This window comes from Pectobacterium jejuense (assembly GCF_026800125.1).
GTDB classification, from domain to species: domain Bacteria; phylum Pseudomonadota; class Gammaproteobacteria; order Enterobacterales; family Enterobacteriaceae; genus Pectobacterium; species Pectobacterium jejuense.
The window spans coordinates 47,627-73,732 of the sequence record NZ_JAPQKX010000007.1; the positions used below are offsets into that span (position 1 = coordinate 47,627).

Below are 26,106 nucleotides of genomic sequence, written 5' to 3' on the forward strand. Positions count from 1 at the left end.
GCAATACATCGCCCTCTGCGACCTTATCCTCGTAATACCTTATCCAGAAGACACCCCGGTAGCAAACGACGCAGCCAGGTTAAGGCGTGAGCCACCAGCGTCACGGGATAGCGTAATTTAGGCCGTGAGCTTTCCAGCGCATGATGGAGCTTCGGTAATATCGCTTCCGGCGGCAGCGTGAAGCGCTTGGCGATGCCGGGATTGGTAACTGGTTTGTCCGTCTGCGTCTGTGCGACATTGCTGGTAAAGCGCGTACTGATTGGGCCGGGCTCGATCAGGCTGACATGCAGGCCGCTGCCGTGTAATTCCATACGCAACGCATCTGACCAGGCTTCCAGCGCATATTTGCTGGCGGCATACGCACCGCGACCCGGCGTTGACACCAGCCCCAGCACGGAACTGGTCTGGATGATACGGCCTTCGCCATGCGGCAACATCGCAGGCAATAACAGCTGCGTGAGCTGATGCGTGCCGAACAGGTTGCTGGAAAACTGCTGTTCAAGCTGCTGGCGCGAAATGGTATTCAGCGGGCCATACAGACCATATCCAGCGTTATTAAACAAACCGTACAGGCGGTTATCGGTCAGTCTGATCACCTCCGCCGCGGCTTGTTCCACGCTGGCGCTGTCATCCAGATCGAGCGTAATCGCTTCCAGACCGAGCGCGGTCAGGCGAGCGACATCCTCTGCGCGGCGGCAGGCCGCAATCACGCGATAGCCACGTTTTTGCAGATCCTGAGCGGCAATCAGGCCAATGCCGCTGGAGCAACCGGTAATGAAGACCGTTTTTTGCATAACTTTACCTAATTCAAAAGCCTATTTATTAAGACTCATGGTTAACTAAGGGTTCCAGCTGCTTCGCCATCCATTCTGCGATAAACGGTTGGGCATCCCGGGTTGGATGGATGCCATCTTCCATCATCCACTCCGGTTTAAGATACACCTGCTCCATAAAGAAAGGCAGCAGCGGAAGCGCAAACTGCTCCGCCAATTTGGGGTAGATATTGCTGAATGACTCGGTGTAGCGGCGGCCATAGTTGGTCGGCAAACGGATCTGCATGAGCAGCGGCTGGGCGTTAGCCTGTTTGACCAGCGTGATGATTTTCGTCAGATCCTGCTCGATATTGGCTGCCGGAAAACCCCGAAGCCCATCATTGCCGCCCAGTTCAATCAACACCCAACGTGGCTGATGCTGTTTCAACAGGGCAGGAAGACGCGCCAGCCCTTGTGCGGTGGTGTCACCGCTAATACTGGCATTAACCACCGCGATGCCTTTTTTCTGCGTCTGCCACTGCGTGTTCAGCAGCGTTGGCCACGCGTTGGCGGCCGGCATCTGGTAGCCCGCACTGAGGCTATCGCCCAGAATTAATAATGTGTCAGCGGCGAAAGCGCGTACGCTGCATAATCCCAGAAGCAAAAGGACGAAAACATGTTTGCGAAGACCAGCCCAGCGAGTGCTACGCCAAGCGAAACTGCGCACGTAGAAAACATTCTTGAAGTTCATCATCTTAGTAAGCACGTTGGTCAGGGAGAAAATCGGCTTTCCATCCTTACCGGAGTTGAGCTCATTGTCAAACCTGCGCAGACAATTGCCCTGATTGGGGAATCCGGTTCGGGGAAATCAACCTTGTTGGGGATTCTGGCCGGGCTGGATGATGGCACCGAAGGCGACGTTAGCCTGATGGGCAAATCACTCAACGCATTGGACGAAGAAGGTCGTGCGGCGCTGCGTGCTCAGCATGTTGGTTTTGTCTTCCAGTCCTTCATGCTGGTGCCGACGCTGAATGCGTTGGAGAACGTGCAATTACCCGCGTTGCTGCGCGGTGAAAGTGACAGCCACAGTCGTGGACAGGCTGAACAGCTTTTACAGCAGCTCGGGCTAGGTGAGCGCTTACATCATCTTCCCGCTCAGCTTTCCGGCGGTGAGCAGCAGCGTGTGGCGCTGGCACGCGCATTTAGCGGTCGTCCTAACGTCTTGTTTGCCGATGAACCTACCGGGAATCTGGATCGTAAAACCGGTGAACGCATCGTTGATCTGCTGTTTTCCCTCAATCGCGATTATGCCACGACGCTGATTCTGGTGACGCACGATGAACAACTGGCGGCACGCTGCGAGCGACGTCTGCGGTTAGTCGACGGCAAGCTGCGGGAGGACGCATGATCTGGCGGTGGTTCTGGCGCGAATGGCGCTCTCCTTCCTTATTGATTGTCTGGCTAGCGCTAACGCTGGCCGTCGCCTGCGTGCTGGCGCTGGGCACGATCAGCGACCGCATGGAAAAAGGGCTCAGCCAGCAGAGCCGTGATTTTCTAGCGGGCGATCGCGTGTTGCGTGCATCGCGGCCTGTCGCGGATACCTGGCTTCAGGAAGCGGAGCAGCGCGGGCTGACGCTTAGCCGCCAGATTTCTTTCATGACCATGACGTTTGCGGGCGATACGCCGCAGTTGGCACAGGTTAAAGCGACGGACCAACGCTATCCGCTGTACGGCAATTTGCAGACGCGCCCCGAAGGGCTGCATGCGGAAGCGGGAACGGTGCTGGTGGCGCCGCGCCTGCTGGCGTTACTTGGGCTGAAAGTTGGTGACATGCTGGATGTCGGCGATACCTCGCTGCGCATCAGCGGCGAACTGATTCAGGAACCGGATTCCGGTTTCAATCCGTTTGAGACCGCGCCGCGTATTCTGATGAATCTGGACGATGTCGAGAAAACGGGGGCGATTCAGCCGGGAGGCCGCATTACCTGGCGCTATATGTTTTCCGGTGATGAGAAGCAGATTAGTGAATTCGGTAACTTCATCAAGCCACAGCTCAAGCCCGATCAGCGCTGGTATGGCATGGAGGATTCCGAAGGTGCGCTGAGCCAGTCGTTGAAACGGTCACAGCAGTTCCTGTTGCTGTCGGCGCTGCTGACGCTGTTGCTGTCTATCGCCGCGGTCGCGGTGGCGATGGGGCACTACTGCCGCAGCCGCTATGATTTGGTCGCTATTCTAAAAACGCTGGGGGCAGGCAAACAGGCGCTGAGGCGATTAATCATCGGGCAGTGGCTTTCTGTGCTTGGTCTGGCGGCAGTTTGCGGTAGCGTGCTCGGCCTGGGATTTGAGGCGCTGTTGATGAAAATGCTGGCACCGGTGCTGCCTGCGACACTGCCTGCCTCCGGGCTGTGGCCGTGGGTATGGGCGCTGGGATCGCTGGTGCTGATCTCACTGCTGGTTGGGCTACGCCCTTATCGACTGCTGCTGGCGACACAGCCGCTGCGCGTGTTGCGTCAGGATGTGGTGGCGAACGTGTGGCCGCTGCGCTATTACCTGCCGATTGTCCTGATTATTGTCGTTGGGCTGTTGGCTGTGTTGTCCGGTGGCGGCGTGCTGCTGTGGTCGCTGCTCGGCGGCGTGGCAGTTCTATCGCTACTGCTGGGTGTCATTGGCTGGGGCGGTCTGCTGCTGTTACGGCGTTTGACGGTTAAACGACTGGCGTTGCGTCTGGCGATTAATCGCCTGCTGCGCCAACCGTGGTCGACGCTCAGTCAACTGGCCGCGTTTTCGCTGTCCTTCATGCTATTGGCGCTGCTGCTGGTGATGCGCGGTGATTTGCTGGAACGCTGGCAGCAGCAGTTGCCGCCGGGTAGCCCGAACTATTTCCTGCTGAATATCACGAAGGAACAGGTGCCACAGATAAGGGATTTCCTCTCTCAGCATGACGTGATGCCGGAGCAATTCTTCCCGATTATTCGCGCGCGGCTGACGGAGATTAATCAGCAGGTCGCTACGGAAGTGATCCACGAAGACGATCCGGGCGGCAACACGGTAAACCGTGAACTGAACCTGACCTGGATGAACGGAATCCCGCAGCACAATGTGCTGGTAGAAGGTGAAGCACCGAAGGCGGGTGAAGTCTCGATGGAAGCGAAAGAAGCCAAAGAGATGGGGATCAAGATTGGCGATACGCTGACCTTCACCGGCGACACGCAGCCATTTAGCGCCACGGTGACCAGTTTCCGTCAGGTGGATTGGGAAAGCCTGCGTCCGAATTTCTTCTTCATTTTCCCTGTGGGGGCGTTGGATAACCAGCCGCAGTCCTGGCTGACCAGCTTCCGCTACGATGGTGATGAGAAGATGATTACGCAGATGAATCGCCAGTTCCCGACGGTGAGCGTACTGGATATTGGCAGTATTCTGCGTCAGGTGGGGCAGGTCTTACAGCAGGTGAGCCGCGCGCTGGAGATTATGGTCATTCTGGTACTGTTCTGTGGCGTGCTGTTGTTACTGGCACAGATTCAGGTCGGGATGCGCCAGCGACGTCAGGAACTGATGGTATACCGTACGTTGGGTGCCGGGTTGCGCCTGCTACGTACCACGCTGTGGTGTGAATTCGCGGTGCTGGGTTTGGTGGCGGGAACGGCGGCGGCGATTGGCGCAGAGTCGGCGCTGTGGCTGTTGCAGCGTAAGGTCTTTAACTTTGCCTGGGAACCGAATATCGCGATGTGGATAACGCTCCCGTTAATCGCGGCGTTCCTGCTGTCGCTCTGCGGCGGCTGGCTGGGGCTACGACTCTTACGCGGTAAAGCGCTGTTCCGGCAGTTTTCGGGATAAAAATGTATTTACTGAGTTAGCTTCAGGCAATAAACACAATAGCGTGATGATTTTGCTCATCATCCGGTGTAAAAAATTATGCAGCGGTGGGCATGAACGTCGAGTGAGCGACAGGACGTCGCGAAAGCCAGTGCCGCGTCTGACAAAAACGTCAGAGACGTTTTTGAACAGCACTTGTGCTGGCCCGAAGGGCGAGCCCCACTTATGGGGCGAGTAAACGCGTCACTGGTGGCTCGATTAACGGTCATGAACACCGATGGCACCGCAAAGCGGCATAATTTAGCCGGAAAGCCTGGGTTCGCAGGGCGGCGGCGACTGAGCGCCCTGCGTCGGGCGCGTGCTACGAGGTAGCATAAGAATAGCGGTATTGTTGCGCACGAAACCGTCTCCAAGCCTACATAAAACGGGCTTAAGAGACGTGCGAAAAGAAGAAGTAAATCGCTTTAGGCCAGCGAGCTGGCCTTTTTACCTTACTGGCTGATTGAACTTCCCGGCGCTTCGCCGCCGGTTCCCGTCACGGTTTTGTGTTTCGCCATATATTGATGTTGGAAAATGCACATGCGGATCGTGTTGCGGTATTCACCGTTGATGAAAAACTCGTGGATCAGCTCGCCTTCGACCTCAAACCCCAGCTTGCTGTAGATGTGGATCGCTTTCTTGTTTTCCTTATCCACAATCAAATACAGCTTGTAGAGGTTCAACACCGAGAAGCCATAATCCATCGCCAGCTTGGCCGCCGCGCTGGCGTAACCTTTGCCTTGATACGCGGGATCGATAATGATCTGAAATTCCGCGCGGCGGTGGATGTGGTTAATCTCCACCAGCTCAACCAGACCTACTTTGGTCTGCTCGTGTTCAATAATGAAGCGCCGCTCGCTTTGGTCATGAATATGCTTGTCGTACAGATCGCTGAGTTCGACAAAGGCCTCGTAAGGTTCTTCAAACCAATAACGCATCACACTGGCATTGTTATCTAACTGATGAACAAAAGTGAGATCGTCTCGCTCCAGCGGTCGTAGCCGAACGGAATTGCTCGTACCGGACATAGTGAATCCTTAATTGATATAAAGGGACGTGAACCGTTGTTTCCGAGGTCACGCTGGCATGAGTATGCCAATGCTAGTATAGCGGCGGGGAGGCTGGTGCTGAACTCTCAATGTGGAATGAAACACGGCAAGATGCCCCGCATCGGTGAGACGCGGGGCAAAAGTGCATCAGAAATCGACGCTGGCGCGCAGCACCACCTGACGTGGTTCACCGACGGCGACGCGCAGATTGTTACCGCTGGATGGATAATAGGTCTGGTCGAACAGGTTCTTCACGTTGAGCTGCCATTTCACCTTGTAACCGTTGAGCGGCAAGCTATAGGCAACAAAGGCATCGGCGACGGTGTAATCATCCAGATAGAAGGTGTTTGCTGCATCGCCTGCGCGACGGCTGACGTAGCGTGCGCCTGCGCCAGCACGCAGATCGTCACCGGCTGCTAAACCAATGTTGCCGAAGTCCTGTGTCAGGAACAGCGAGGCGGTATGGCGCGCAGCGTTAGGCATGCGTTTACCGGTGTTTTCTGGATCAGCGGTGACACGGGCGTCGGTGTAGGCATAAGAACCAATCAGGCTCAGGGTATCCGTTAGACTGCCCGCTAGATCGAGTTCAACTCCCTGTGAGCGTACTTTCCCTGCTGTGCGGTAAAGATTGTCATCGACCTTGACCATCACGTTTTGTTTTTCAATGTCGAACAAAGCTACGTTACCGGTAATGCGATTGGGCAGATCCAGCTTGGCACCAATTTCGTAAGATTTGCCGATTTCAGGCGGCAGGGCACCGATGTTATTGGCGATATTGCTGTTGGGTTTAAATGACCCGCTGTAGCTGGCATAGAGCGATGAGTACGACGTCAGGCTGTAAATGATGCCTGCACGTGGTACGACGCGGTGGTATGAGCTGTCTGTGTTGGTGAGGAAAGGTCGTCCTTTACCTGCCATGACATCGAACGTGTCATAACGCAGACCGCCCAACAACTGCCAGCGGTCGTTAAGGCGGATAGCATCCTGCATAAAGAGCGCTTTGCTGTCGATATTCTCGCGCTGGTCGCTGTCTTTTGCGTTGACGGCGGTAGAGGCAGGCAACTGGCCGTATACCGGGTTATAGATGTTGAACCCTGAAGTCGCTGTGCCGCGAATCATATCGCCACGGAATGTTCTATCTGCTTCATAATCAAACCCAAACAGCAATTGGTGATTGATACGCCCCCAGTCCACATCGCCGTTCAGCGTGAGCTGGACAATTTGCGCCTGGCTATGTGCATAGCCTGTAGCGTCTGGCTGGCGCGTCAGGATTCCCGTGTTGGCATTGTACTTCGTGGCGCGTGCCTGATTGTCGCTGTAGCGGTTGCGGTTGTACGAGTAGGTCAGGCTGCTTTTCCAGCGGTCATTCAGGTTACGGTCAACCTGCATAGTGACGCTGTCCTGATCGCCGCGTGTCGCATTGTAGCTTTCATCAAAGCGGCGGTCGCGCGGCGTATTAACCGGTTTGCCCGTCTTCGGATCGATAAGGGTGCCACGATCGAAAGGCGTCAGGTATTCCATATGTTCGTAGGAGACACGCACGGTGGTGTCTTCGCCATACCACATCAAAGATGGAGCAACCGTCGTCTGGCGGTTACGCCCGAAGTTGCGCCAGTAATCAGTTTCATCGTGATCGACCACCATACGGTAAGCCAGACCGGACGTACCTAACGGGCCGGTGATATCCAACTGCCCGCCGCCACCTTTGAAGCTGCTTCCCCAGCCTTCAATGTGCGTTTTCTGTACCAGTTCCGGTTTTTTACTGATGATATTGATGACGCCGCCGGGTTCGCCCATGCCGTAGAGCATGGATGCCGGACCTTTCAGCACTTCGACGCGGTCGCTGCTGGGCGTAAAGTTGCGCGCCTGAATAGAGCGCACGCCATCACGAAAGATCGAACCGTCGCGGTTATCGCCGAAGCCACGTTTGATGATGGCATCCTGCGTGCCGCCCAACGTATTGGACTGGGTGATGCCGCTGACGTTATACAGCGCTTCATCAATGTTGCGCACTGCACGATCCTCGAGCACCTGAGTCGGGACGACGTTAACGGCCTGTGGGACATCCAGCAGACTGCTTTCGGTGCGTGTGCCCGTCACGGTTTTATGCGGCTGATAGCCGGTCTCTTTTCCTGCCTGATCGCCAGAGGTGGCATTGACCACCATGGTGTCTGCTTTGCCATCAACAGTTTTGTTATCAACAATGGCAGCCTGAATGCTAAACGGCAACAGCGCCAGCAGCGGCCAGCCGTGGCGGAACGCGGCCTTTTTTATAAAAAACTTATTCATGCGAAATCTGACTCCAATAAATCCCTGAAAATTCAATAGGTAAAAACTGTTGATAGAGTTGTTGTAGTGTTTGTTGCGGATCGATATCGGCAAATCGCTCTGGGTGGAGCGCCTTGGCAAACATCTCGACCATTACGACGTGGTACGGGCTGAGATAGAAGTTGTGCCACATACTCCAGGCATGGCCTGTTTGCACGGCACGCAGGTGAGACAAAATAGGTTCCTGACGGATAAGCGTGTCGAAGCTCTCTTTCGCCTGTTCTGCATTAACCAGAGGTCCGAGCATCAGGCTGGAGAAGCGTTTTCCCTCCGGTCCTGCCATGCCGGTTGCGATATAGACGTCGGGATTGGCGGCCAGAACGCGCTCCGGGCTTAGCTCTCCGTAGACGCTATTGATAGTGCCGCTGGCAATATTCTCGCCACCAGCGAAAGTCAGCAGATCGCCCAGGCTGCCGCCGACCGCCGTGGTGCAGCAGGTGTCCCGTCTGCCCAGATGCAGATGCAGCATGACCGTCGGTTTCTTGCCGTGGTATTGCGCGATGCGTTGGCGAATCACGTCCATATGTTTCTGATAGAAATCGCTGAAGGCGGTAGCGCGCGGAGATTGGTTCAGTACCTCACCGAGCAGATGAATACTGGGCAATGTGTTGTTAAGCAGATCGATACGCAGATCGACGTAAATAAACGGGATACCCGCACGAGTCAACGTCTGTTGCAGGAGGTCTTCATTAGCCGCATTTTTTGCCAGCCGTGGAAGAATGACCAGATCGGGTTTTAACGGCAGCAGCATTTCTGCATTCATCGCTTGCAGGCTGCCGTTACCTAACTGGGGGATCTGGCTCAGTTGTGGGAATTTTTCGGTATAGCGTGACCAGCTCTGCGCATCGTAGCGCGCCATATCTCCCGGCCAGCCGACGACATGCTTTGCCGGGTTATCAGGTTGGAGCAACGCCAGCGTATACAGCATGCGGCTCTCGCCCAGAATGATGCGCTGAGGATTGTCTGGGATCGCCACCTGTCGGCCTAAAATGTCGGTGACGGTTTTTGCCTGCAAGAGCGGGCTGAGAACAAGCAGGCAAAGTAGTAAGACGGTGCGCATGATGGAGTTCACAAAATTTAAGATGGGGAAAGATAATCATTGTCATTTTCGTTTTCAACCGATGAAGAGTGCGTGTAATGTCGGTTGATAGAAATGTTCTTTTTTATCTGAGTCTTAGTGATTACTACGTAAAGATTAGTAAATATTTAAAGCGCAGAGAGGGAAGGGAAAAGAGTGATGATCGACGAGGTGTGGAAAGGAAAGACGTGATAAGAAGACGTAATAAAAAGTAAGGCTCCGCAGGGAAGCCTTACTCTATGATGAAGCGATGCGCTGACAACATCACTCGGCAGCGTAGCCCTGCGGTGGAATACGCACGCTGTCCAGCCAGGCTTCATTATCCCGCATCACCAGTCTGCCGTTCAGGAACCAGTTAATGACCATCGGATAAATCGTGTGCTCGTGCGTCTTCACGCGCTCGCTCAGGCTTTCTTCCGTGTCGTCACTGAATACAGGAACTTTCGCTTGCAGAATCAGCGGGCCGCCGTCCAGTTCATCGGTGACGAAATGAACGGATGTCCCATGTTCCCGATCGCCATTTTCCAGCGCCTTGCGGTGCGTATGCAGGCCGGGATATTTGGGCAGCAGGGAAGGGTGAATGTTCAGCATTTTGCCAGCAAACTGGGCAACAAACTCTGGGCTAAGAATCCGCATGTAGCCGGCTAAGATCACCAGCGCGGGTTCATATTGCTCAATTTCGTTTGCCAGTGCGGCATCAAATGCAGCACGGTCGGCAAAGTCTTCAGGGTTCAGGACGCACGTAGGAATATCCGCATCCTGTGCGCGTTCTAGCCCATAAGCCTCCGCATTATTACTGAATACGGCGGCGATCTTTCCTTTGAGGCGTCCGTTCTTACAGGCGTCAATCAACGCCTGTAAGTTGCTGCCATGACCTGAAATCAGCACAACGATGTTTTTCATCAGTTAATAACCACTGCGTCTCCGGCATCGGTTTGAGTAATGACGCCGATTTTCCATGCGTTTTCGCCGCTGCTGTTGAGTAATGCAACGGCCTCGTCTGCCTGTTCGGCTGGCAGTGCGATGATCATACCAACACCGCAGTTGAAAGTACGATACATTTCGTGGCGGCTGACATTACCGGCCTGTTGCAGCCAGTTGAAAACGGCAGGCCATTGCCAGCTGGATTCGTCGATCGTCGCCTGCATGCCTTCTGGCAGTACGCGTGGGATATTTTCCCAGAAGCCGCCGCCAGTCAGGTGAGAAATCGCGTGGACATCGATTTTCTCAATCAAGGACAGTATGGATTTCACGTAGATTTTGGTCGGGGCCAGCAGGTGATCGGCCAGTGATTTGCCTTCCAGCTCGAACTGCTCTGGATCGGTCTTGCTGACTTCGAGTACTTTGCGCACCAGCGAATAGCCGTTTGAGTGCGGGCCGCTGGAAGCGAGGGCAACCAGAACATCGCCGTTCTGCACTTTGCTGCCGTCAATAATTTCTGATTTTTCTACAACGCCGACACAGAAGCCAGCAACGTCGTAGTCTTCGCCGTGATACATCCCCGGCATTTCGGCGGTTTCGCCACCGACCAGCGCACAGCCTGATTGCTTACAGCCTTCCGCGATACCGGTAATCACGCTGGCAGCGGTGTCGACATCCAGCTTGCCCGTGGCGTAATAGTCGAGGAAGAACAGCGGCTCAGCGCCCTGAACGACCAGGTCGTTCACACACATTGCAACCAGATCGATACCAATCGTATCGTGGCGTTTCAGATCCATCGCCAGGCGCAGTTTGGTGCCGACTCCGTCAGTGCCGGAAACCAGAATCGGTTCGCGGTATTTTTGCGGTAAGGCGCACAAGGCACCGAAACCACCCAATCCACCCATAACTTCCGGGCGACGGGTCTGTTTCACTACACCTTTGATACGGTCTACCAATGCATTACCCGCATCGATATCCACGCCTGCGTCTTTATAACTGAGAGAGGTTTTGTCGGTCACTGCTGAGTCCCCACGAAGGTTACGGGTCGTATTCAGAAAACACGGTATTTAGAAAACATACTGTGGTAAAAATAATGCGCGCTAATTCTAACAGTGTAGGCAATCGTTTGCGAGTGATGAGTCATCGGCTGGCTATTTTTCGTTAATGGCGACAATTTCTCCCCTCGGTTGATCTGGATCAGGCTTAATCATATGGCGCTAAGTAAAAAAGGCGGTATAATCCCGCGATTTTTTTTACGACGGGCTCTTGTGCCCGCCGCCCTGCGGGCCGCCGCAAGCGGTGTTTAAAAACGCGTTTGGCGTTTTTGTCCGTCCACTAGCCGATGGGGAGATAATGATGAAGATCGTCGAGGTGAAACACCCACTCGTCAAACACAAACTGGGTTTGATGCGTGAGAACGATATTAGCACGAAGCGTTTTCGTGAGCTGGCGTCCGAAGTCGGAAGTTTGCTGACTTACGAAGCGACGGCTGACCTGGCAACCGAAAAAGTCACCATTGATGGCTGGTGCGGTCCGGTTGAAGTCGATCAGATCAAAGGCAAAAAGATTACCGTCGTACCGATTCTGCGTGCAGGATTGGGAATGATGGAAGGCGTGCTGGAAAATGTCCCTAGCGCGCGTATCAGCGTTGTCGGCATCTACCGTGATGAAGAGACGCTGGAGCCTGTTCCTTATTTCCAGAAGCTGGTTTCCAATATCGAAGAGCGCATGGCGCTGGTTGTTGACCCTATGCTGGCAACCGGTGGTTCAATGATCGCGACGATCGATCTGCTGAAAAAAGCGGGTTGTCACAGCATTAAGGTGCTGGTGTTGGTTGCGGCTCCAGAAGGGATTGCTGCACTGGAAAAAGCCCACCCAGATGTCGAACTTTACACGGCATCCATCGATAAAGGCCTCAACGAGCAGGGTTACATCATGCCGGGCCTGGGTGATGCGGGCGATAAAATATTTGGTACGAAATAACAGGTAAGCCGACTTATTAGTCGGCTTTTTTTTGGCGCAAGCATACCCGTCATACTTCAAGCTGCTTGTGCGTTGGCCGCCCTTACTCACCCCAGTCACTTACTTGTGTAAGCTCCTGGAGATTCGTGCGGTTGCCGCCTTCACGCAACTCGAATTATTTAGGGTATTGGTATTGCCTATAGTGCGCCACAGCCTGTGTTACGTCACACGCGGTTCTTTTATACATCAGCAGTCAACATGATTCTGCTTCACTACGGTGGGGCGGGATGAGTCTGGCTGTCATAAGAAGTGCGGGTCTACCTGCACACATAAATAGCAACACTACAGAGGATATTGAAGATGACTCGTCGCGCCATCGGGGTAAGTGAACGACCACCCTTGTTACAAACCATCCCGTTGAGTTTCCAGCATCTGTTCGCGATGTTTGGCGCTACCGTTCTGGTACCCATTCTGTTCAAGATCAATCCGGCTACCGTACTGTTATTCAACGGTGTGGGGACGCTGCTTTATTTATTCATTTGTAAGGGCAAAATCCCCGCATATCTGGGATCGAGCTTTGCGTTCATTTCTCCGGTTTTACTGCTATTACCGCTGGGATATGAAGTCGCGCTGGGGGGGTTCATCATGTGCGGCGTGTTGTTCTGTCTGGTGGCGCTGATTGTTAAGAAAGCGGGCACCGGCTGGCTGAATGTGCTGTTTCCGCCTGCGGCGATGGGGGCGATTGTCGCCGTTATCGGCCTTGAACTGGCGGGTGTCGCGGCGGGAATGGCCGGGCTGCTGCCTGCCGATGGCACTTCTGTCGATTCTACCGCTGTGACGATTTCACTGGCGACGCTGGCGATCACCATTCTGGGGTCTGTGCTGTTTCGCGGCTTTCTGGCAATCATCCCGATTCTGATCGGGGTACTGGCTGGCTATGCGCTGTCGTTCGCGCTGGGCGTGGTGGATTTGACTCCGATTCGTGAAGCGCACTGGTTCGCGATGCCGACATTCTATACGCCACGTTTTGAGTGGTTTGCCATTCTGGCGATTCTGCCTGCGGCGCTGGTGGTGATTGCGGAACACGTTGGTCACCTGGTAGTGACGGCGAATATCGTGAAGAAAGACCTGATGCGTGAACCGGGGCTGCACCGTTCCATGTTCGCCAACGGCATTTCTACCGTGCTGTCCGGCTTCTTTGGCTCTACGCCGAACACAACCTACGGCGAAAACATCGGCGTGCTGGCGATCACCAAAGTGTACAGCACCTGGGTGATCGGCGGTGCGGCAATCCTCGCGATTCTGCTCTCTTGCGTGGGCAAACTGGCGGCGGCGATTCAGGCTGTACCGGTTCCTGTTATGGGCGGCGTGTCGCTGCTGCTGTACGGCGTAATTGGTGCATCCGGTATTCGCGTGCTGATTGAATCCAAAGTGGATTACAACAAAGCGCAAAACCTGATCCTGACCTCCGTGATTCTGATCATCGGTGTCAGCGGCGCGAAAGTGCATCTGGGCGCGACCGAACTGAAAGGTATGGCACTGGCGACGGTTGTCGGTATCGGTATGAGCCTGGTGTTTAAGGTCATCAGCCTGTTCCGCAAAGAGGAAGAGATCCTCGATGCGCCGGAAGAGAACGACGCACGTTCATAACCGCGTCATTCTCCCTGTTGAGGCCGTGACGATCGCGTCCTCAACAGGGCCCAGTTTCTGTGATAAACTCGATCCGATTTCCTGCCCGTTTTGCTTGAGGTGATTCTGAACACGCCGGCACAGCTTTCATTGCCACTCTACTTACCCGATGACGAAACATTTGCCAGTTTCTATCCGGGTGAAAACGCGTCTCTTCTTGCCGCCGTCAATAATGCTTTGTATCAGGAGCATGGTAGCTACATCTATTTCTGGTCACGCGAAGGGGGCGGGCGCAGCCATCTGCTGCATGCAGCCTGTGCCGAATTGTCGCGTCAGGAACGCGCGGTGGGCTATGTGCCGTTAGATAAACGCGCCTATTTTGTGCCGGACGTGCTGGAAGGGATGGAGCAACTGGCGCTGGTGTGTATTGATAACATCGAATCGATTGCGGGTGATGATGAGTGGGAAATGGCGGTGTTTAATCTGTATAACCGCATTCAGGAAACAGGGCGTGCCCGGCTGTTGATTACCGGCGATCGTCCGCCGCGTCAGCTGAATTTAGGGCTGCCCGATCTGGCTTCTCGTCTCGACTGGGGACAAATCTACAAGCTGCAGCCGCTGTCGGATGATGAGAAAGGGGAAGCGCTACAGCTGCGTGCCAGACTGCGCGGGTTCGAATTGCCGGAAGACGTCAGCCGTTTTCTGCTTAAGCGTCTGGATCGGGAAATGCGTACGTTATTTATGACGCTCGATCAGCTCGACCATGCTTCCATCACTGCACAGCGCAAGCTGACCATTCCTTTTGTGAAAGAGATCCTCGGTCTGTAGTTAACGATCACTGTTAAAAGATCGTCGTTGAGGATCACTTACAACGACAGTATTTCCAGTACCTGTTCCGGCGGACGGCCAATACGTGCCTGACCCTGTGCCACGACGATGGGGCGCTCGATGAGCTTCGGATTATCGATCATCGCCTGAATCAGCTGTGCTTCCGTTAGTGCAGCGTCGGACAGCCCCAACTGCTGATAAATCTCTTCTTTGGTTCTCATCAATTCGCGCGCGCTAGTCAAGCCCAACTGCTTGATAAGCTGAACCAACGTTGCGGCATCGGGCGGCGTGTCGAGATAGAGTACGACGTCGGGCGTAATATTGTGTTCCTGTAGCAGCGCCAGCGTTTCACGGCTCTTGGAGCAGCGTGGGTTGTGGTAAATCGTCACGGCGGGTTGGGGTGAATAAAGTTGGGGTGAAGATTGTGTCATCGTCATGCTCCTTATCAGGATTTCTGGTACTGGCGGAAGCGCTGCTGTAACTGGCGGAGCTGATCAATACGGGCGTCGTAACGCGCCTGTTCCAGACTCCCCAATTTAACCAGTGAACTCGCGTTGCTCAGTAACCGAATAGATTGATCGAGCTGACCGCTGAGTGCCAGACTCTCCGCTCGTGCGGCCAGTTCTTCTGCCCGCTGTCCTTGTGCTGCGGCGGCTTGTGCCAGCAGATCCCAGCCGTTCGAATCGTCAGGGTGCGCGTAGGTGTAGCGATACAGTATTTTGCTGGCGGCAGCGGGCTGTTTCCCTTCCACATAAGCATTCGCCAGATTAAGCTGAAGTACCGGGTTCGCCTGCATTCCGGGCACGTTTTGTAAACGGGCGATAGCCTGTGTTGCGCGGCTTTGTCCTATATCGATATCCGTCATCATATCCAGAAACCACGGATTTTCAGGCGCGCTGCTTAGCAGCGGTTGCAGCACATTACGCGCCTCATCGTACTTCTTCGCCTGATAAAACTGTATCGCGCGGCCATATTTCGCGGCCAGCTGCTCCCGCACGTTGCCTTTTTCCCATTGCTCCAGCAGATCGTTGTTCAGCGGACGCTCCAGTGAACCATACATACCAAAGGTGCGTATTTTGGCGAACAGGAAATCCTGAGAAGATTGTACCGGCGTGGAGCGCATCTGGTTGGCGCGGTTGCGGGCATCGGACAGGCGGCTTTCCGGCAAGGGGTGAGTCAGTAACATTTCCGGCGGTCTGGAGGCATAGCGAGATTGATCCGCCAGCTTTTGCAGGAAATTCGGCATGGCCTGCGGATCAAAGCCCGCGCGCTGCAACACCTGAATACCGATACGGTCTGCTTCTTGTTCATTCGACTGCGTGAACGTAATCATGCCCTGCTGCGCACCCGCCAATGTACCGCTGAGCGCCGCCATCCCCAGCTGTGGGTTGGCCATCGCCAGCAGAATCGAGCCGAGCGCGCCGACCCAGGTGAGTGGGGCGCTACGCTGTTGTGATTCCATGCTGCGTGCCAGATGGCGCTGGGTAACGTGAGAGATTTCATGCGCCAGCACCGAGGCCAGTTCGCTTTCGCTATCGGCATAGCGGAACAGCGCGGAATGCAGCACTACGTTGCCGCCGAAGAAGGCGAAGGCGTTGATGTCATCATTGCGGATCAGGTAAAAATGGAACGGCGTACGCACCGAATCAGCCTGTTTGACCAATCTGTTGCCGAGCTGGTTAATGTAATTTGACAGCAGCGGATCGTTGATAAGCGGCGCACCAGCCCGCAGCTGGCGGACGTAAAAATCGCCCATCGCCAGCTCCTGATTGATACTGAGCGTACCGCCTGCGGTGGTGCCGATATCCGGCAGCCGATCCTGCGTGTCGGCCTGAGCAGGAAGCAGGTTGCCAGCCAGTAATGCCCCAAACAGGACGGACATGACCGTTTTTCTTAACCGAATAGACATAACGGAAGATAACCTTATCAACAGCTAACGTGAAAACATTCTGCTGACTATCTTAGCCAGCGATGGCAGACAAAGAAATGCCCGAGCGGGAAAAACGTGGTGAAGAGAGAGAATGGTAGGAAAAACCGGCACGTATGACGGTGCCGGTGGACGAACTGAAAACCGCGAATCAGGCGTTTTTCAGATAATCGAGAACGATGTCGTGGTGGTTGCTGGTTTTGAAGTCGTCAAACACCTTCTCTACCTTGCCGTTTTCGTCGATCAGGAAACTGATGCGATGAATACCGTCATAGGTTTTCCCCATGAAGGTTTTTTCTCCCCAAACGCCAAATCCTTCTGAAACCTGATGATCCTCATCAGAAAGCAGCGTGAAATTTAAGACTTCTTTCTCGACGAAGCGGGACAGTTTTTCTGATTTGTCCGTGCTAATACCGAGAACTTCAACGCCATGTTTTTTCAAATCGTCCATATTATCGCGCAGGCCGCAGGCCTGAACGGTGCATCCTGGCGTCATCGCTTTAGGGTAGAAATACACCAACACTTTCTGTCCCTGGAAGTCGGTTAAATTTACTTGTTCGCCATCTTGGTCGGGCAAGCTAAATTTCGGTGCAATATCACCGGCTTTCAGTGTGTTCATCACGACTCTCCGTCTTGTTTCTCTTCATGCTGTGGATATACCCATAATCTTGCGGCCCAATACTATTGGGCACAAATGCTACTGGGCATAGTTAACGACGCTAATACTGCCTTGTGCGTGCAATTCTGTACATAGCTGATGAAAGGCTGGCTCAATAATTGAGCTATCCAGCGTGGCAGAGCTGTGTGCGGCAATCTGAATATACAGCTGCGGCGGCTTGTCACCCTCGGCAGGCTGGGTTTTTGAAACCAGCTCAGCAATGTTTAGCTGATGAGAATCGAACAAATCGGTAAAACGCTCGATGATGTGAGGGGAGTCGGCAACGTCAATCTTCACCCAGACGGTAGAAGGGGTTGGTTGGCTAGCCTGTGACTCCGTCCGCTTCATCACGATCAGCAAATCCATCTCCGCGCCTTTGAGCGGCAGGGTTGATTCAATCAGCGTTATCGCGTTCCAGCTACCGGACAGCAGCATAATGAAGGTGAACTCTTTGCCCAGCATAGCAAGACGGCTATCTTCGATGTTGCAGCCACAGCTACTGACGTGGCGCGTAATCGCATTGACAATACCGGGGCGATCGACTCCCAGCGCGGTAATAACCAGATAGTGTTCTTGTGAGCTTGGCAACATCATGCTTCCTGTCTTTTTTCCCATTAATCACATGGTAAACATAAAAAATTGCCTGGAGCAATTTTTAACGCCGCTTGCGGTATATCAGACAATATTTCGTGATTGTGGACAATCCGCGCTAAGGTAAGCATTGGTCATTGGAGATAAGCGCCTTTCATCATGCGACGCCATCAAATAAATAACGACTGGGTAAAACAGGCTCAGCATCCCGCCTCGTTCGAACGAATTGAGGCTTTTTTCCGTGGCCATGGCTACGATCCCCACCGACACGATACCTATGCGATTGGACGGACGTTATCCGGCGTGCAGCGTTTTCACTATCGCGGCAGCCTGTGCAATAGCGTGCCGGGGGGAACGCTGGTGCTTCATCCGGATGAGATTCATGATGGCGAAGCGGGTTCTGTCGACGGCTTTCAGTACCGCATGATTTATGTTGAGCCTGCGCTGATTCAAAAAATACTCGGTGGTAAACCTTTGCCCTTCATTAACGGCGGTATCTCCAACGATCCACGTCTGTTTGCGGCAACAGAACCGCTGCTTAGAGCGATGGAAGAAGCGTTTGATGAGCTGGAAGAAGACGATGTGCTCTACGATCTGGCGCAGGCGCTATCGGCTGTGGGGGGGCAGCGGCATCCGCGGCGTTTATTCGACTATCAGGCTGCTGAGCGGGCGCGTGAATATATTCATGATACCTTTGATAAAACCATTACGCTTGATGAGCTGGCACAGGTGAGCGGCCGGGACCGCTGGAGCCTGACACGCGATTTCCGCGCACTCTTCGGCACCACGCCGTACCGCTACGTCACCATGCGCCGTCTTGAACACTGCCGGCGGCTCATGCTGGCCGGTGGTAACCTCGTCGATATTGCTGCTCAAGCCGGTTTCGCCGATCAAAGCCATATGACGCGCCATTTCGTGAAGGCATTTGGCCTTTCTCCCGGTCACTGGCAGCGCATGTTCACTGCGTTTTAGCTTGCTTGCACAATCGTTCAATACAATCGGTACTCTGCTTCGCTAGCCTGAGGGCGTCATCATAAGGAGAGACGATATGTATAAATCCATTAATTTTGCCCAAAAGTTAGCGTTATTCGACGATCGCTGGCAGCCGAAAGTGATTGCTGAGATGAATGACTATCAGTTTAAAATCGTTAAAATTCAGGGCGATTTCATCTGGCATTGCCATCCTGAAACGGACGAAACGTTCATCGTGCTGGAAGGCCAACTGAGAATCGATTTTCGTGATGGCGATGTGCACATCAATGCTGGGGAAATGTACGTTGTCCCAAGCGGCGTTGAACATAAGCCTTATGCAGAACACGAAGTAAAAATGCTGCTCATTGAACCCAAAGGCGTGCTGAATACGGGTCATGAAGGCGGCGAGCGGACGGCTGAAAATGATATTTGGATTTGAACGGCTGAGTAAAAAACAACCTGAAACGTCCCGCGAGTGACGGATAAGCCGCAGTAAACGGGCTGCTTTTGTACCAAAACATCAGAAGCATTTTTAATTTCGTTTACTGCGTCATAAAAAAACCTGCGTCAGGCACCTACAACGCCCTTGTCCGCTTGCTTTTGCATAGAAGTCAAAAGTACCATGAAGCACTTGTTTGTGGAGGGGATGGCCAATGTTTACGGGAAGTATTGTTGCGCTAGTTACGCCGATGGACGCCAAAGGCGCTGTCGATCGGGCGAGCTTGAAAAAACTGATTGATTATCATGTCGCTAGCGGTACATCGGCGATTGTCTCTGTCGGCACGACGGGGGAATCCGCCACGCTGAGTCACGACGAGCATGGCGATGTCGTGCTGCTGACGCTGGAACTGAGCGACGGACGTATTCCTGTCATCGCTGGAACCGGTGCGAATGCTACCGCTGAAGGCGTTTCACTGACTAAACGCTTTCATGGCACCGGCGTTGTTGGCTGCCTGACGGTCACACCGTACTACAATAAACCAACGCAGGAAGGCCTGTACCAGCACTTCAAAGCGATTGCCGAGCATACCGATCTGCCGCAAATCCTGTATAACGTACCTTCCCGCACCGGCTGTGACATGCTGCCGGAAACCGTTGCCCGTTTGTCCGAAGTGAAAAATATTGTCGCAATTAAAGAAGCGACGGGGAACTTAAGTCGGGTAAGCCAGATCCAAGAGCTGGTTAGTGAAGACTTCATTTTGCTGAGCGGCGATGACGCCAGCGGTCTGGACTTTATGCAACTTGGTGGTAACGGTGTGATTTCCGTAACGGCGAACATTGCTGCGCGTGAAATGGCGGAACTTTGCAAGCTGGCAGCGCAGGGTAATTTTGTCGAAGCGCGCCGTTTAAATCAGCGCCTGATGCCACTGCATCAGAAATTATTTGTTGAACCCAATCCTATTCCGGTGAAGTGGGCCTGTAAGGAATTGGGACTCATGGCGACCGATACGCTGCGCCTGCCGATGACACCGCTGACCGATTCCGGTCGTACGGTGATGGGGCAAGCACTTAAGCAAGCGGGTTTGCTGTAATCGTTAGGGAGATTTAATGAGTTATTCATTACAAAAGTCGATGGTGGCGAAAGTTGTTGGCATATCACTCGTGATGTTGCTGGCGGCTTGTTCCAGCGATCAGCGCTATAAGCGTCAGGTCAGTGGCGATGAATCCTATCTGAAGGCACCGGCGCTGCACGCGCTGAATACGCCTGCCGGGATGATTTTACCGGTGCAGAACGGGGATTATGATATACCGCCAGTTACCCTGAATGGTGCGGTCGGCAAAGAGCTGGATATCCGTCCTCCAGTGCAGCCATTGGCTTTGTTGAATGGTTCCCGTACCCAGATCTCAGGAGATACGGCAACGCTGTTGTTAGAAAACAGCGCGCAAAACAGCCAGCTCTGGTCTCAGGTTATCCGCGTATTGCAAGACAAAGCGTTCACCATTGCTAACCGTCAGGATGCCAGCCAAACGTTGACGACTGATTGGATCTCATGGCCGCGTGAAGATGAAGACGTCCCGTATCAAGGGCGTTATCAGATTTCCGTGCAGCAGCAGGGTTATCAGGTCGCACTGGTCGTGAAACTGCTGGGATTACAGCTGAACGGTCAGCCGGTGACGGCGGGCGATCAGGCCCGGCGCTACACCGGCTTGATGCTGAATGCGCTTAGCAATGGTCTGGATTCTCAGGCAACTGCACGCGAAAACGCACTGGCAAACCGTACCATTGGTTCGCTGGATGTGCAGAGTGGGGCGGATGACACAGGCCTGCCATTGCTGATTGTGCGCGGCCCGTATACCGTGGTGTGGGATCGTCTGCCTGTCGCGTTGGACAAAATCGGCATGAAGGTTAACGATCGCAGCCGTCCGCAGGGTTCTGTCTCCGTGACGTATCGTGCGCCGAGCGGCGGAACCTGGGATGACCTGGGCGCGAAAAATCCTGAACTGCCTAACGGCGATTACAAATTGCAGGTCGGCGATTTAGATAACCGCAGCAGTCTGCAATTTATCGACTCCAAAGGGCATACGCTAACCCAGTCTCAGAATGATGCACTGGTGGCCGTATTCCAGGCGGCGTTCAGTAAATAACGCATAAGTAAACCAAGGGTCGGATTATCCGGCCCTTCTTCATTCAACAATCTCTACCCGAATTGACGGGCGCTATCGGCAACCGTTCGGGGAAGCGTTAAATATCGGGTCGTACTTGTTGACCCTCACTGTGTGGAGTAATTAAAGATGCAAAAGCTAGCTGAGCTGTATCGTGGAAAGGCGAAAACCGTCTACACCACCGAAGATCCCGATCTACTGGTGCTGGAGTTCCGCAATGATACATCAGCAGGAGACGGTGCACGCATTGAGCAGTTTGACCGTAAAGGAATGGTGAATAACAAGTTCAACCATTTCATCATGAGCAAACTGGAAGAAGCCGGAATCCCAACGCAAATGGTGAGCCTGCTGTCTGACAATGAAGTGCTGGTGAAGAAACTGGACATGGTGCCGGTCGAGTGTGTCGTGCGCAACCGCGCGGCGGGATCGCTGGTAAAACGTCTGGGTATCGAAGAAGGCATCGAGCTGAACCCGCCGTTGTTCGATCTGTTCCTGAAAAACGACGAGATGCATGACCCAATGGTGAACGAATCTTACTGCAAGACGTTCGGCTGGGTGAACGAAGAGAATCTGGCTCGCATGAAAGAGCTGAGCTACAAGGCGAACGACGTGCTGAGCAAACTGTTTGGCGACGCCGGGCTGATTCTGGTCGATTTCAAGCTGGAGTTCGGTTTGTTCAAAGGTGAAGTCGTGCTGGGTGATGAGTTCTCACCAGACGGTAGCCGCCTGTGGGACAAAGAAACGCTGAACAAAATGGATAAAGACCGTTTCCGTCAGAGCCTCGGTGGCCTGATTGAAGCGTATGAAGAAGTTGCGCACCGTATCGGCGTAAAATTAGACTAACTGCGCAATCGTTTACGTTCGGGTCGCCAGTCGGTGATAGGCTGGCGGCCTGAATGTTTTGCCGATTTTCCTCGCGAAAAGCTGCCTTTCTCTTCTCGTCTCTGCCCGAATGATTTGCTCACTTGGCCCTGACTTCGATTCCTGCCCCTGACCCCGATTAATGCTATCATCGCGGTTTGCTTAACGCTCAATCCGACTACTTTCGACAGACTCGCATCCATGACTTATCTCGATCCAACATTGTTAATTCTGCTCGTCCTGGCGGGGCTGGGTATCATCAGTCACAACATGACCGTCACGCTGGCGATTTTGGTTCTGCTGGCGGTACGTATCACACCGTTGAACAGCTATTTCCCGTGGGTGGAAAAATACGGCCTGAGCATCGGTATCGTCATTCTGACGATTGGCGTGATGGCACCGATTGCCAGTGGAAAAATTACCGCCAGTGAAGTCATGCATTCCTTCCTGCACTGGAAATCTCTGCTGGCAATTCTCATTGGCGTTGCTGTGTCCTGGCTTGGCGGACGCGGAGTGTCGCTGATGAGCAACCAGCCCTCCGTGGTGGCGGGGCTGCTGGTGGGCACGGTCATGGGCGTGGCGCTGTTTCGTGGCGTTCCCGTTGGGCCGCTGATCGCCGCAGGATTGCTTTCCCTGCTGATTGGCAAGACTTGATTGATCCGGCGCGTGTGATGATGTTGCGTGATTTTCTCCACAGACAACGCCAGCAGCAGCGCTATGGCGTCCGGCGATTACTGGTGCTAAGCGGTGAGGCGAGCTGGTGTGAAGAACAGGCGCTGGCGCTCAGCCGCCAATCGTCTGGCGACTGGCTGTGGATCGGCGAGTCCGCACCTGATTCCGTCACCGCGCTGCCAGCTAGTCGAGTGCGGACGCTACTGGGGCGAGAGTTTCTTCACGCGGTGTTTGATGCGCGCAAAGGCGTGGACGTCGAGGCGCTGGCGATGCTGTCAGGCACGCTACAGGTCGGTAGCTGGCTGATCATGCTGGTGCCGTCGTGGCAGCAATGGCCGGCGCAGCCGGATGAAGACAGCCTGCGCTGGAGCGAACAAGAACAGCCGATTGCCACCCCGCACTTTATTCAACATTTTCAGCGCCAGCTGTTGGCCGATGAAGACGTGGTTCTCTGGCAGCAAGATCAGACATTCGTGATTCGTCCACTGGGCGAACGCACTGACTGGCAGCCTGCGAACGGTGAACCGACAGCGCAGCAGCAGCACATTCTGCATGAGCTGAATGCCGCAGAATCTGGTGTATTTGTGATTACCGCACCGCGTGGACGAGGGAAATCGGCTCTGGCGGGAATGCTGACGCAGCGCAGTCGCGGAACCTGCTGGATTACCGCACCTTCCCGTGCGGCGGCGGAGATTCTGCAACAGTACGCGCGGGCCGATGCGCAGTTTTGGGCACCGGATGCGCTGCTGGCACACTGCCGCCTTCATGGCGCTCCCAATATCGACTGGTTGTTAATTGATGAAGCGGCGGCGATTCCGTCTTCCGTGCTCTCCGCGCTGTTGCCGTATTTTCCCCGTATTCTGATGACCACGACGGTACAGGGATATGAAGGTACCGGACGGGGATTTCTACTGAAATTTTGTGCGACGCTGCCGCAGTGGCGGGCGTTTACGCTGGACGAGCCTCTGCGCTGGGCCGCGAACGATCCACTGGAACGGGTGTTGGATCAGGCGTTGTTATTTAACGAACCCGAAGCGTTTCATTCCCCGCAACAGCCCGATCGACCTATTCCACCTTCAGCACTGGAAAGTCGAATCGAACGTGCCGACGACTGGCTGACGCACCCTGAGCGTCTGGCATGGTGCTACGCGCTTTTGTGCAGCGCGCATTACCGTACTTCGCCTCTGGATTTGCGCCGCCTGATGGATGCGCCGGGCATGCATATTACCAGCGCACAGGTGGCGGGCGAGATGTGTGGTGTGCTGTGGCTGGTGGAGGAAGGCGGATTGTCTGCCTCGCTGGCTCATGAAGTGTGGGCAGGACGACGACGCCCACGCGGTAATCTGGTGGCGCAGTCGCTGGCGGCACATGCGGGTTTATGGCATGCGCCGACGCTGCGTGCTCGCCGCGTGAGCCGGATTGCAGTGGCATCGTCATCTCGCCGGCAGGGGATTGGCCGGGCGCTCATTGCAGAACAGATGCGCGAGGCACAGCGACAGGCGCTGGATTATCTGTCGGTTAGCTTTGGCTATCAGCCAGACCTGTGGGCGTTCTGGCAGTCGTGTGGGTTTCAACTGGTGCGTATCGGCAGCCATCTTGAAGCCAGCAGCGGCTGTTACAGCGCGATGGCGATACTACCGCTAAGTGAAGCGGGGCATAAACTGGTGGAGCAGGGAAGCCAACAGCTAGCGCGTGACTGGCGTTGGTTACAGCGCCTGATTCCGCTGAACCTCGCACTGCCGCAGACAGGAAATACTGAACTGGATGAAGACGACTGGCGTGAGCTGGCAGGTTTTGCGTTTGCGCATCGGCCGATGGAGGTCAGTTTCGCCGCACTTTGCCGCTTGTTGATTCACACCACATTGCCGTTACCTGCGCTACGCCTGCTGGCAGAAAAGCCGGTAGAAGGCGAACAGATAGCTACGACACTGGGGTTGACCGGCAGGAAAACACTTCTGAAGCGCTGGCGAGAAGAAACTGCCGCAGCGCTGGTCGAGCTCGATGCACAGCGGTGTGAGCGCTGGCGAAGAACCGTACTATTAGGCGATGATTGACGGATGTTGTGTCATTGAAGACTACAAAACTCGCAAATCGTACAGAACAGCAAAGTAGGTATTATCCGGTAACGTGCTGACAGATATTTTCGCGGTTAAATCACAAAAGCCAGATGTATCCCAAAGATCAAAATCCACTCGCACTTTATCTTGTTGTTTCGTTTCATAAATATCTAATCGATCAAAATAAGCATCAGGTGGCATCACCAATTGATTATCCTGACCCAGATAATTTTTGAGGGCATCAGCGTATTCAACCTTTGTGCTTGGCCCAAGCATTCCATACTCATCCAGCAAATCAAATTCAGCCTTAACAAGGAGTGAAACCAAATTTTTGACAGCATCGTTAATATGTTTGGCTCTCATTTTAACCCCTCTAGGCGGTTCATTTGATGAACGCTGATCGCCATATGGATGGTCGTTCGGCACATCGAATAGGGAAATTAGAATTGGATTACTGCGTCTCTAACAGTCGGAAAATCAGCGGGTTTTTCCCCTGTTTGTCAGAATAGTCGGCAATTAACGTGAGGTCGGTCTTTTGCTTTCCAGACCAGAGCTGACATTCCACTCGCTTGCGCTGAGGTTCGGCGTCTGTTGCGTAGCTGCACAGAGGAACCCGGCCTGTTTTGTCGGGGGTAAAGGCAACGTCATAAGGTGGAATCGCCAAATCTGTCAGGTTTTCCCCCGCGCTATCCAGCTCCTCAAGAATCTCTTCGTAAATCGCAGGGCTCACACCAAAATCCAATAAAGTCGCGGGATCGCCATGTTGGATGCCCCTTAATAGATCGCCCGCAAGCCGATACATTTCTTCTCTGTCACCTGCCATCTCTCACTTCCTTGCCTTGAACGAAACCGTCCCACTCTACATCATCAGCGACGGCCTGCGAATTTTTGCCGCACATTTGCTATTGCCGGGGTTTCTGGTAGAAAAGAACCTTATTCCCTTTCACCGATCGTTGTGCGCTAACCACAGGAAAGTGACAGCGAGAATCTCATTATTTTTGCTGAGTCAGGATAAGCCGATGCTGGAATTACGCCCCAACTGTGAGCACTGCGATTGTGATTTGCCGCCGGACGCCGAAACGTATATCTGCTCCTACGAATGTACGTTCTGTCCTGACTGTGCGGATGCCGTATTTCATCACGCCTGCCCGAACTGCGGCGGTGAGTTAGTCAAACGGCCAGTGCGTCCGGCACGCTGTCTGGCGAACGATCCGGCTTCAACCATCCGTATTATCAAACCGCACTGATAAGGCGAGGGCGGGATATCCCTTTTGTCGTTGCAAAAAATGGAACATCTCATTCAGTAATTCCCGATTTCTCCTGTTATTGCGCGGCGTATAGTGAGAGCTAACCGTACTTTATGAC

At 54.0% G+C, this 26,106-nt stretch carries 26 protein-coding genes; 13 read left to right on the top strand and 13 right to left on the bottom strand.

The window, feature by feature from the left end; all coding sequences use genetic code 11:
- Positions 1-23: 23 nt before the first annotated feature.
- Positions 24-794 (bottom strand): SDR family oxidoreductase, encoded by a 771-nt coding sequence (locus NXT09_RS13910; protein ID WP_109411882.1) that lies wholly within the window; start codon positions 792-794, stop codon positions 24-26.
- A 28-nt stretch (positions 795-822) separates the two neighbouring features.
- The gene (gene tesA / locus NXT09_RS13915) at positions 823-1,506 is read right to left on the bottom strand and encodes a multifunctional acyl-CoA thioesterase I/protease I/lysophospholipase L1 (protein WP_071822632.1); all 684 of its coding nucleotides are present in this window, start codon (positions 1,504-1,506) and stop codon (positions 823-825) included.
- Between tesA and ybbA the strand changes: the two genes are divergently transcribed.
- Positions 1,429-2,160 (top strand): putative ABC transporter ATP-binding protein YbbA, encoded by a 732-nt coding sequence (ybbA, locus tag NXT09_RS13920; RefSeq protein ID WP_010284146.1) that lies wholly within the window; start codon positions 1,429-1,431, stop codon positions 2,158-2,160. The genes tesA and ybbA overlap by 78 nt on opposite strands.
- Positions 2,157-4,586: a putative ABC transporter permease subunit YbbP gene (gene ybbP / locus NXT09_RS13925; protein ID WP_268580069.1), complete on the top strand. Its 2,430-nt coding sequence runs from the start codon at positions 2,157-2,159 to the stop codon at positions 4,584-4,586. The genes ybbA and ybbP overlap by 4 nt, the downstream gene beginning before the upstream one ends.
- A 470-nt stretch (positions 4,587-5,056) precedes the next feature.
- Here ybbP and speG read toward each other — a convergent pair whose 3' ends face one another.
- From speG to purM, 5 genes are all read right to left on the bottom strand, one after another.
- Entirely contained in the window at positions 5,057-5,632 is a 576-nt protein-coding gene (gene speG / locus NXT09_RS13930; RefSeq protein WP_039472461.1) for a spermidine N1-acetyltransferase, read from the bottom strand.
- 168 nt (positions 5,633-5,800) lie between these two features.
- On the bottom strand, positions 5,801-7,942 hold the full coding sequence (locus tag NXT09_RS13935) for a TonB-dependent siderophore receptor (RefSeq protein ID WP_268580070.1): 2,142 nt from the start codon (positions 7,940-7,942) through the stop codon (positions 5,801-5,803).
- On the bottom strand, positions 7,935-9,041 hold the full coding sequence (locus NXT09_RS13940) for an ABC transporter substrate-binding protein (protein ID WP_268580071.1): 1,107 nt from the start codon (positions 9,039-9,041) through the stop codon (positions 7,935-7,937). Before NXT09_RS13940 ends, NXT09_RS13935 begins: the two co-directional genes overlap by 8 nt.
- Before the next feature lie 282 nt (positions 9,042-9,323).
- Complete coding sequence (gene purN, locus NXT09_RS13945) at positions 9,324-9,962, bottom strand: phosphoribosylglycinamide formyltransferase (protein ID WP_010307471.1); 639 nt, start codon at positions 9,960-9,962, stop codon at positions 9,324-9,326.
- Entirely contained in the window at positions 9,962-10,999 is a 1,038-nt protein-coding gene (gene purM, locus NXT09_RS13950; RefSeq protein ID WP_268580072.1) for a phosphoribosylformylglycinamidine cyclo-ligase, read from the bottom strand. The genes purN and purM overlap by 1 nt, the downstream gene beginning before the upstream one ends.
- A 337-nt stretch (positions 11,000-11,336) precedes the next feature.
- On the opposite strand from purM, the gene upp reads away from it, so the two are divergent.
- The 3 genes from upp (at position 11,337) to hda (ending at position 14,399) form a co-directional block, all read left to right on the top strand.
- A complete protein-coding gene (gene upp / locus NXT09_RS13955; protein WP_010286492.1) occupies positions 11,337-11,963 on the top strand; it encodes a uracil phosphoribosyltransferase in 627 nt (208 codons plus the stop codon).
- A 339-nt stretch (positions 11,964-12,302) separates the two neighbouring features.
- Positions 12,303-13,592 (top strand): uracil permease, encoded by a 1,290-nt coding sequence (gene uraA / locus NXT09_RS13960; protein ID WP_094370181.1) that lies wholly within the window; start codon positions 12,303-12,305, stop codon positions 13,590-13,592.
- A 99-nt stretch (positions 13,593-13,691) separates the two neighbouring features.
- Positions 13,692-14,399, top strand: a complete 708-nt coding sequence (hda, locus tag NXT09_RS13965) for a DnaA inactivator Hda (RefSeq protein ID WP_268580073.1) — start codon at positions 13,692-13,694, stop codon at positions 14,397-14,399.
- Positions 14,400-14,437: 38 nt separating this feature from the next.
- On the opposite strand, the gene arsC is transcribed toward hda, so the two are convergent.
- The 4 genes from arsC to NXT09_RS13985 all read right to left on the bottom strand — a co-directional run bounded on the left by arsC (position 14,438) and on the right by NXT09_RS13985 (position 17,575).
- Complete coding sequence (gene arsC, locus NXT09_RS13970; protein WP_268580074.1) at positions 14,438-14,830, bottom strand: arsenate reductase (glutaredoxin); 393 nt, start codon at positions 14,828-14,830, stop codon at positions 14,438-14,440.
- A gap of 14 nt (positions 14,831-14,844) precedes the next feature.
- Positions 14,845-16,308 (bottom strand): beta-barrel assembly-enhancing protease, encoded by a 1,464-nt coding sequence (gene bepA, locus NXT09_RS13975; protein WP_268580075.1) that lies wholly within the window; start codon positions 16,306-16,308, stop codon positions 14,845-14,847.
- A gap of 169 nt (positions 16,309-16,477) precedes the next feature.
- Positions 16,478-16,945: a thioredoxin-dependent thiol peroxidase gene (gene bcp / locus NXT09_RS13980; protein WP_010286501.1), complete on the bottom strand. Its 468-nt coding sequence runs from the start codon at positions 16,943-16,945 to the stop codon at positions 16,478-16,480.
- Positions 16,946-17,023: 78 nt separating this feature from the next.
- The gene (locus tag NXT09_RS13985; RefSeq protein ID WP_180775701.1) at positions 17,024-17,575 is read right to left on the bottom strand and encodes a glycine cleavage system transcriptional repressor; all 552 of its coding nucleotides are present in this window, start codon (positions 17,573-17,575) and stop codon (positions 17,024-17,026) included.
- A 159-nt stretch (positions 17,576-17,734) separates the two neighbouring features.
- Between NXT09_RS13985 and NXT09_RS13990 the strand changes: the two genes are divergently transcribed.
- The 7 genes from NXT09_RS13990 to NXT09_RS14020 all read left to right on the top strand — a co-directional run bounded on the left by NXT09_RS13990 (position 17,735) and on the right by NXT09_RS14020 (position 24,738).
- Entirely contained in the window at positions 17,735-18,547 is an 813-nt protein-coding gene (locus tag NXT09_RS13990; protein ID WP_268580076.1) for an AraC family transcriptional regulator, read from the top strand.
- Positions 18,548-18,623: 76 nt separating this feature from the next.
- Positions 18,624-18,986 (top strand): cupin domain-containing protein, encoded by a 363-nt coding sequence (locus NXT09_RS13995; RefSeq protein WP_240584780.1) that lies wholly within the window; start codon positions 18,624-18,626, stop codon positions 18,984-18,986.
- Positions 18,987-19,200: 214 nt separating this feature from the next.
- A complete protein-coding gene (gene dapA, locus NXT09_RS14000) occupies positions 19,201-20,079 on the top strand; it encodes a 4-hydroxy-tetrahydrodipicolinate synthase (RefSeq protein ID WP_010286511.1) in 879 nt (292 codons plus the stop codon).
- A gap of 16 nt (positions 20,080-20,095) precedes the next feature.
- Positions 20,096-21,133: an outer membrane protein assembly factor BamC gene (gene bamC / locus NXT09_RS14005; RefSeq protein ID WP_268580077.1), complete on the top strand. Its 1,038-nt coding sequence runs from the start codon at positions 20,096-20,098 to the stop codon at positions 21,131-21,133.
- A gap of 147 nt (positions 21,134-21,280) precedes the next feature.
- Complete coding sequence (purC, locus tag NXT09_RS14010) at positions 21,281-21,994, top strand: phosphoribosylaminoimidazolesuccinocarboxamide synthase (protein WP_010286515.1); 714 nt, start codon at positions 21,281-21,283, stop codon at positions 21,992-21,994.
- Between the two features lie 219 nt (positions 21,995-22,213).
- The gene (locus NXT09_RS14015; RefSeq protein WP_010286516.1) at positions 22,214-22,666 is read left to right on the top strand and encodes a DUF441 domain-containing protein; all 453 of its coding nucleotides are present in this window, start codon (positions 22,214-22,216) and stop codon (positions 22,664-22,666) included.
- Positions 22,667-22,683: 17 nt separating this feature from the next.
- Complete coding sequence (locus tag NXT09_RS14020) at positions 22,684-24,738, top strand: tRNA(Met) cytidine acetyltransferase TmcA (protein ID WP_268580078.1); 2,055 nt, start codon at positions 22,684-22,686, stop codon at positions 24,736-24,738.
- A gap of 21 nt (positions 24,739-24,759) precedes the next feature.
- Here NXT09_RS14020 and NXT09_RS14025 read toward each other — a convergent pair whose 3' ends face one another.
- Positions 24,760-25,104, bottom strand: coding sequence for a DUF7668 domain-containing protein (locus NXT09_RS14025; RefSeq protein ID WP_268580079.1), 345 nt, complete (start codon positions 25,102-25,104; stop codon positions 24,760-24,762).
- An 88-nt stretch (positions 25,105-25,192) separates the two neighbouring features.
- Positions 25,193-25,564: a hypothetical protein gene (locus NXT09_RS14030; protein ID WP_268580080.1), complete on the bottom strand. Its 372-nt coding sequence runs from the start codon at positions 25,562-25,564 to the stop codon at positions 25,193-25,195.
- Between the two features lie 196 nt (positions 25,565-25,760).
- On the opposite strand from NXT09_RS14030, the gene NXT09_RS14035 reads away from it, so the two are divergent.
- Positions 25,761-25,988: a DUF1272 domain-containing protein gene (locus NXT09_RS14035; protein ID WP_268580081.1), complete on the top strand. Its 228-nt coding sequence runs from the start codon at positions 25,761-25,763 to the stop codon at positions 25,986-25,988.
- The last annotated feature ends 118 nt before the right edge of the window (positions 25,989-26,106 follow it).

Coding starts and splice junctions, on each gene's coding strand:
- NXT09_RS13910 (WP_109411882.1), bottom strand. CDS start 794: ATGCAAAAAACGGTCTTCATTACCGGTTGCTCCAGCGGCATTGGCCTG.
- ybbA (WP_010284146.1), top strand. CDS start 1,429: ATGTTTGCGAAGACCAGCCCAGCGAGTGCTACGCCAAGCGAAACTGCG.
- tesA (WP_071822632.1), bottom strand. CDS start 1,506: ATGATGAACTTCAAGAATGTTTTCTACGTGCGCAGTTTCGCTTGGCGT.
- ybbP (WP_268580069.1), top strand. CDS start 2,157: ATGATCTGGCGGTGGTTCTGGCGCGAATGGCGCTCTCCTTCCTTATTG.
- speG (WP_039472461.1), bottom strand. CDS start 5,632: ATGTCCGGTACGAGCAATTCCGTTCGGCTACGACCGCTGGAGCGAGAC.
- NXT09_RS13935 (WP_268580070.1), bottom strand. CDS start 7,942: ATGAATAAGTTTTTTATAAAAAAGGCCGCGTTCCGCCACGGCTGGCCG.
- NXT09_RS13940 (WP_268580071.1), bottom strand. CDS start 9,041: ATGCGCACCGTCTTACTACTTTGCCTGCTTGTTCTCAGCCCGCTCTTG.
- purN (WP_010307471.1), bottom strand. CDS start 9,962: ATGAAAAACATCGTTGTGCTGATTTCAGGTCATGGCAGCAACTTACAG.
- upp (WP_010286492.1), top strand. CDS start 11,337: ATGAAGATCGTCGAGGTGAAACACCCACTCGTCAAACACAAACTGGGT.
- uraA (WP_094370181.1), top strand. CDS start 12,303: ATGACTCGTCGCGCCATCGGGGTAAGTGAACGACCACCCTTGTTACAA.
- arsC (WP_268580074.1), bottom strand. CDS start 14,830: ATGACACAATCTTCACCCCAACTTTATTCACCCCAACCCGCCGTGACG.
- bepA (WP_268580075.1), bottom strand. CDS start 16,308: ATGTCTATTCGGTTAAGAAAAACGGTCATGTCCGTCCTGTTTGGGGCA.
- bcp (WP_010286501.1), bottom strand. CDS start 16,945: ATGAACACACTGAAAGCCGGTGATATTGCACCGAAATTTAGCTTGCCC.
- NXT09_RS13985 (WP_180775701.1), bottom strand. CDS start 17,575: ATGTTGCCAAGCTCACAAGAACACTATCTGGTTATTACCGCGCTGGGA.
- NXT09_RS13990 (WP_268580076.1), top strand. CDS start 17,735: ATGCGACGCCATCAAATAAATAACGACTGGGTAAAACAGGCTCAGCAT.
- NXT09_RS13995 (WP_240584780.1), top strand. CDS start 18,624: ATGTATAAATCCATTAATTTTGCCCAAAAGTTAGCGTTATTCGACGAT.
- dapA (WP_010286511.1), top strand. CDS start 19,201: ATGTTTACGGGAAGTATTGTTGCGCTAGTTACGCCGATGGACGCCAAA.
- bamC (WP_268580077.1), top strand. CDS start 20,096: ATGAGTTATTCATTACAAAAGTCGATGGTGGCGAAAGTTGTTGGCATA.
- purC (WP_010286515.1), top strand. CDS start 21,281: ATGCAAAAGCTAGCTGAGCTGTATCGTGGAAAGGCGAAAACCGTCTAC.
- NXT09_RS14015 (WP_010286516.1), top strand. CDS start 22,214: ATGACTTATCTCGATCCAACATTGTTAATTCTGCTCGTCCTGGCGGGG.
- NXT09_RS14020 (WP_268580078.1), top strand. CDS start 22,684: ATGATGTTGCGTGATTTTCTCCACAGACAACGCCAGCAGCAGCGCTAT.
- NXT09_RS14025 (WP_268580079.1), bottom strand. CDS start 25,104: ATGAGAGCCAAACATATTAACGATGCTGTCAAAAATTTGGTTTCACTC.
- NXT09_RS14030 (WP_268580080.1), bottom strand. CDS start 25,564: ATGGCAGGTGACAGAGAAGAAATGTATCGGCTTGCGGGCGATCTATTA.
- NXT09_RS14035 (WP_268580081.1), top strand. CDS start 25,761: ATGCTGGAATTACGCCCCAACTGTGAGCACTGCGATTGTGATTTGCCG.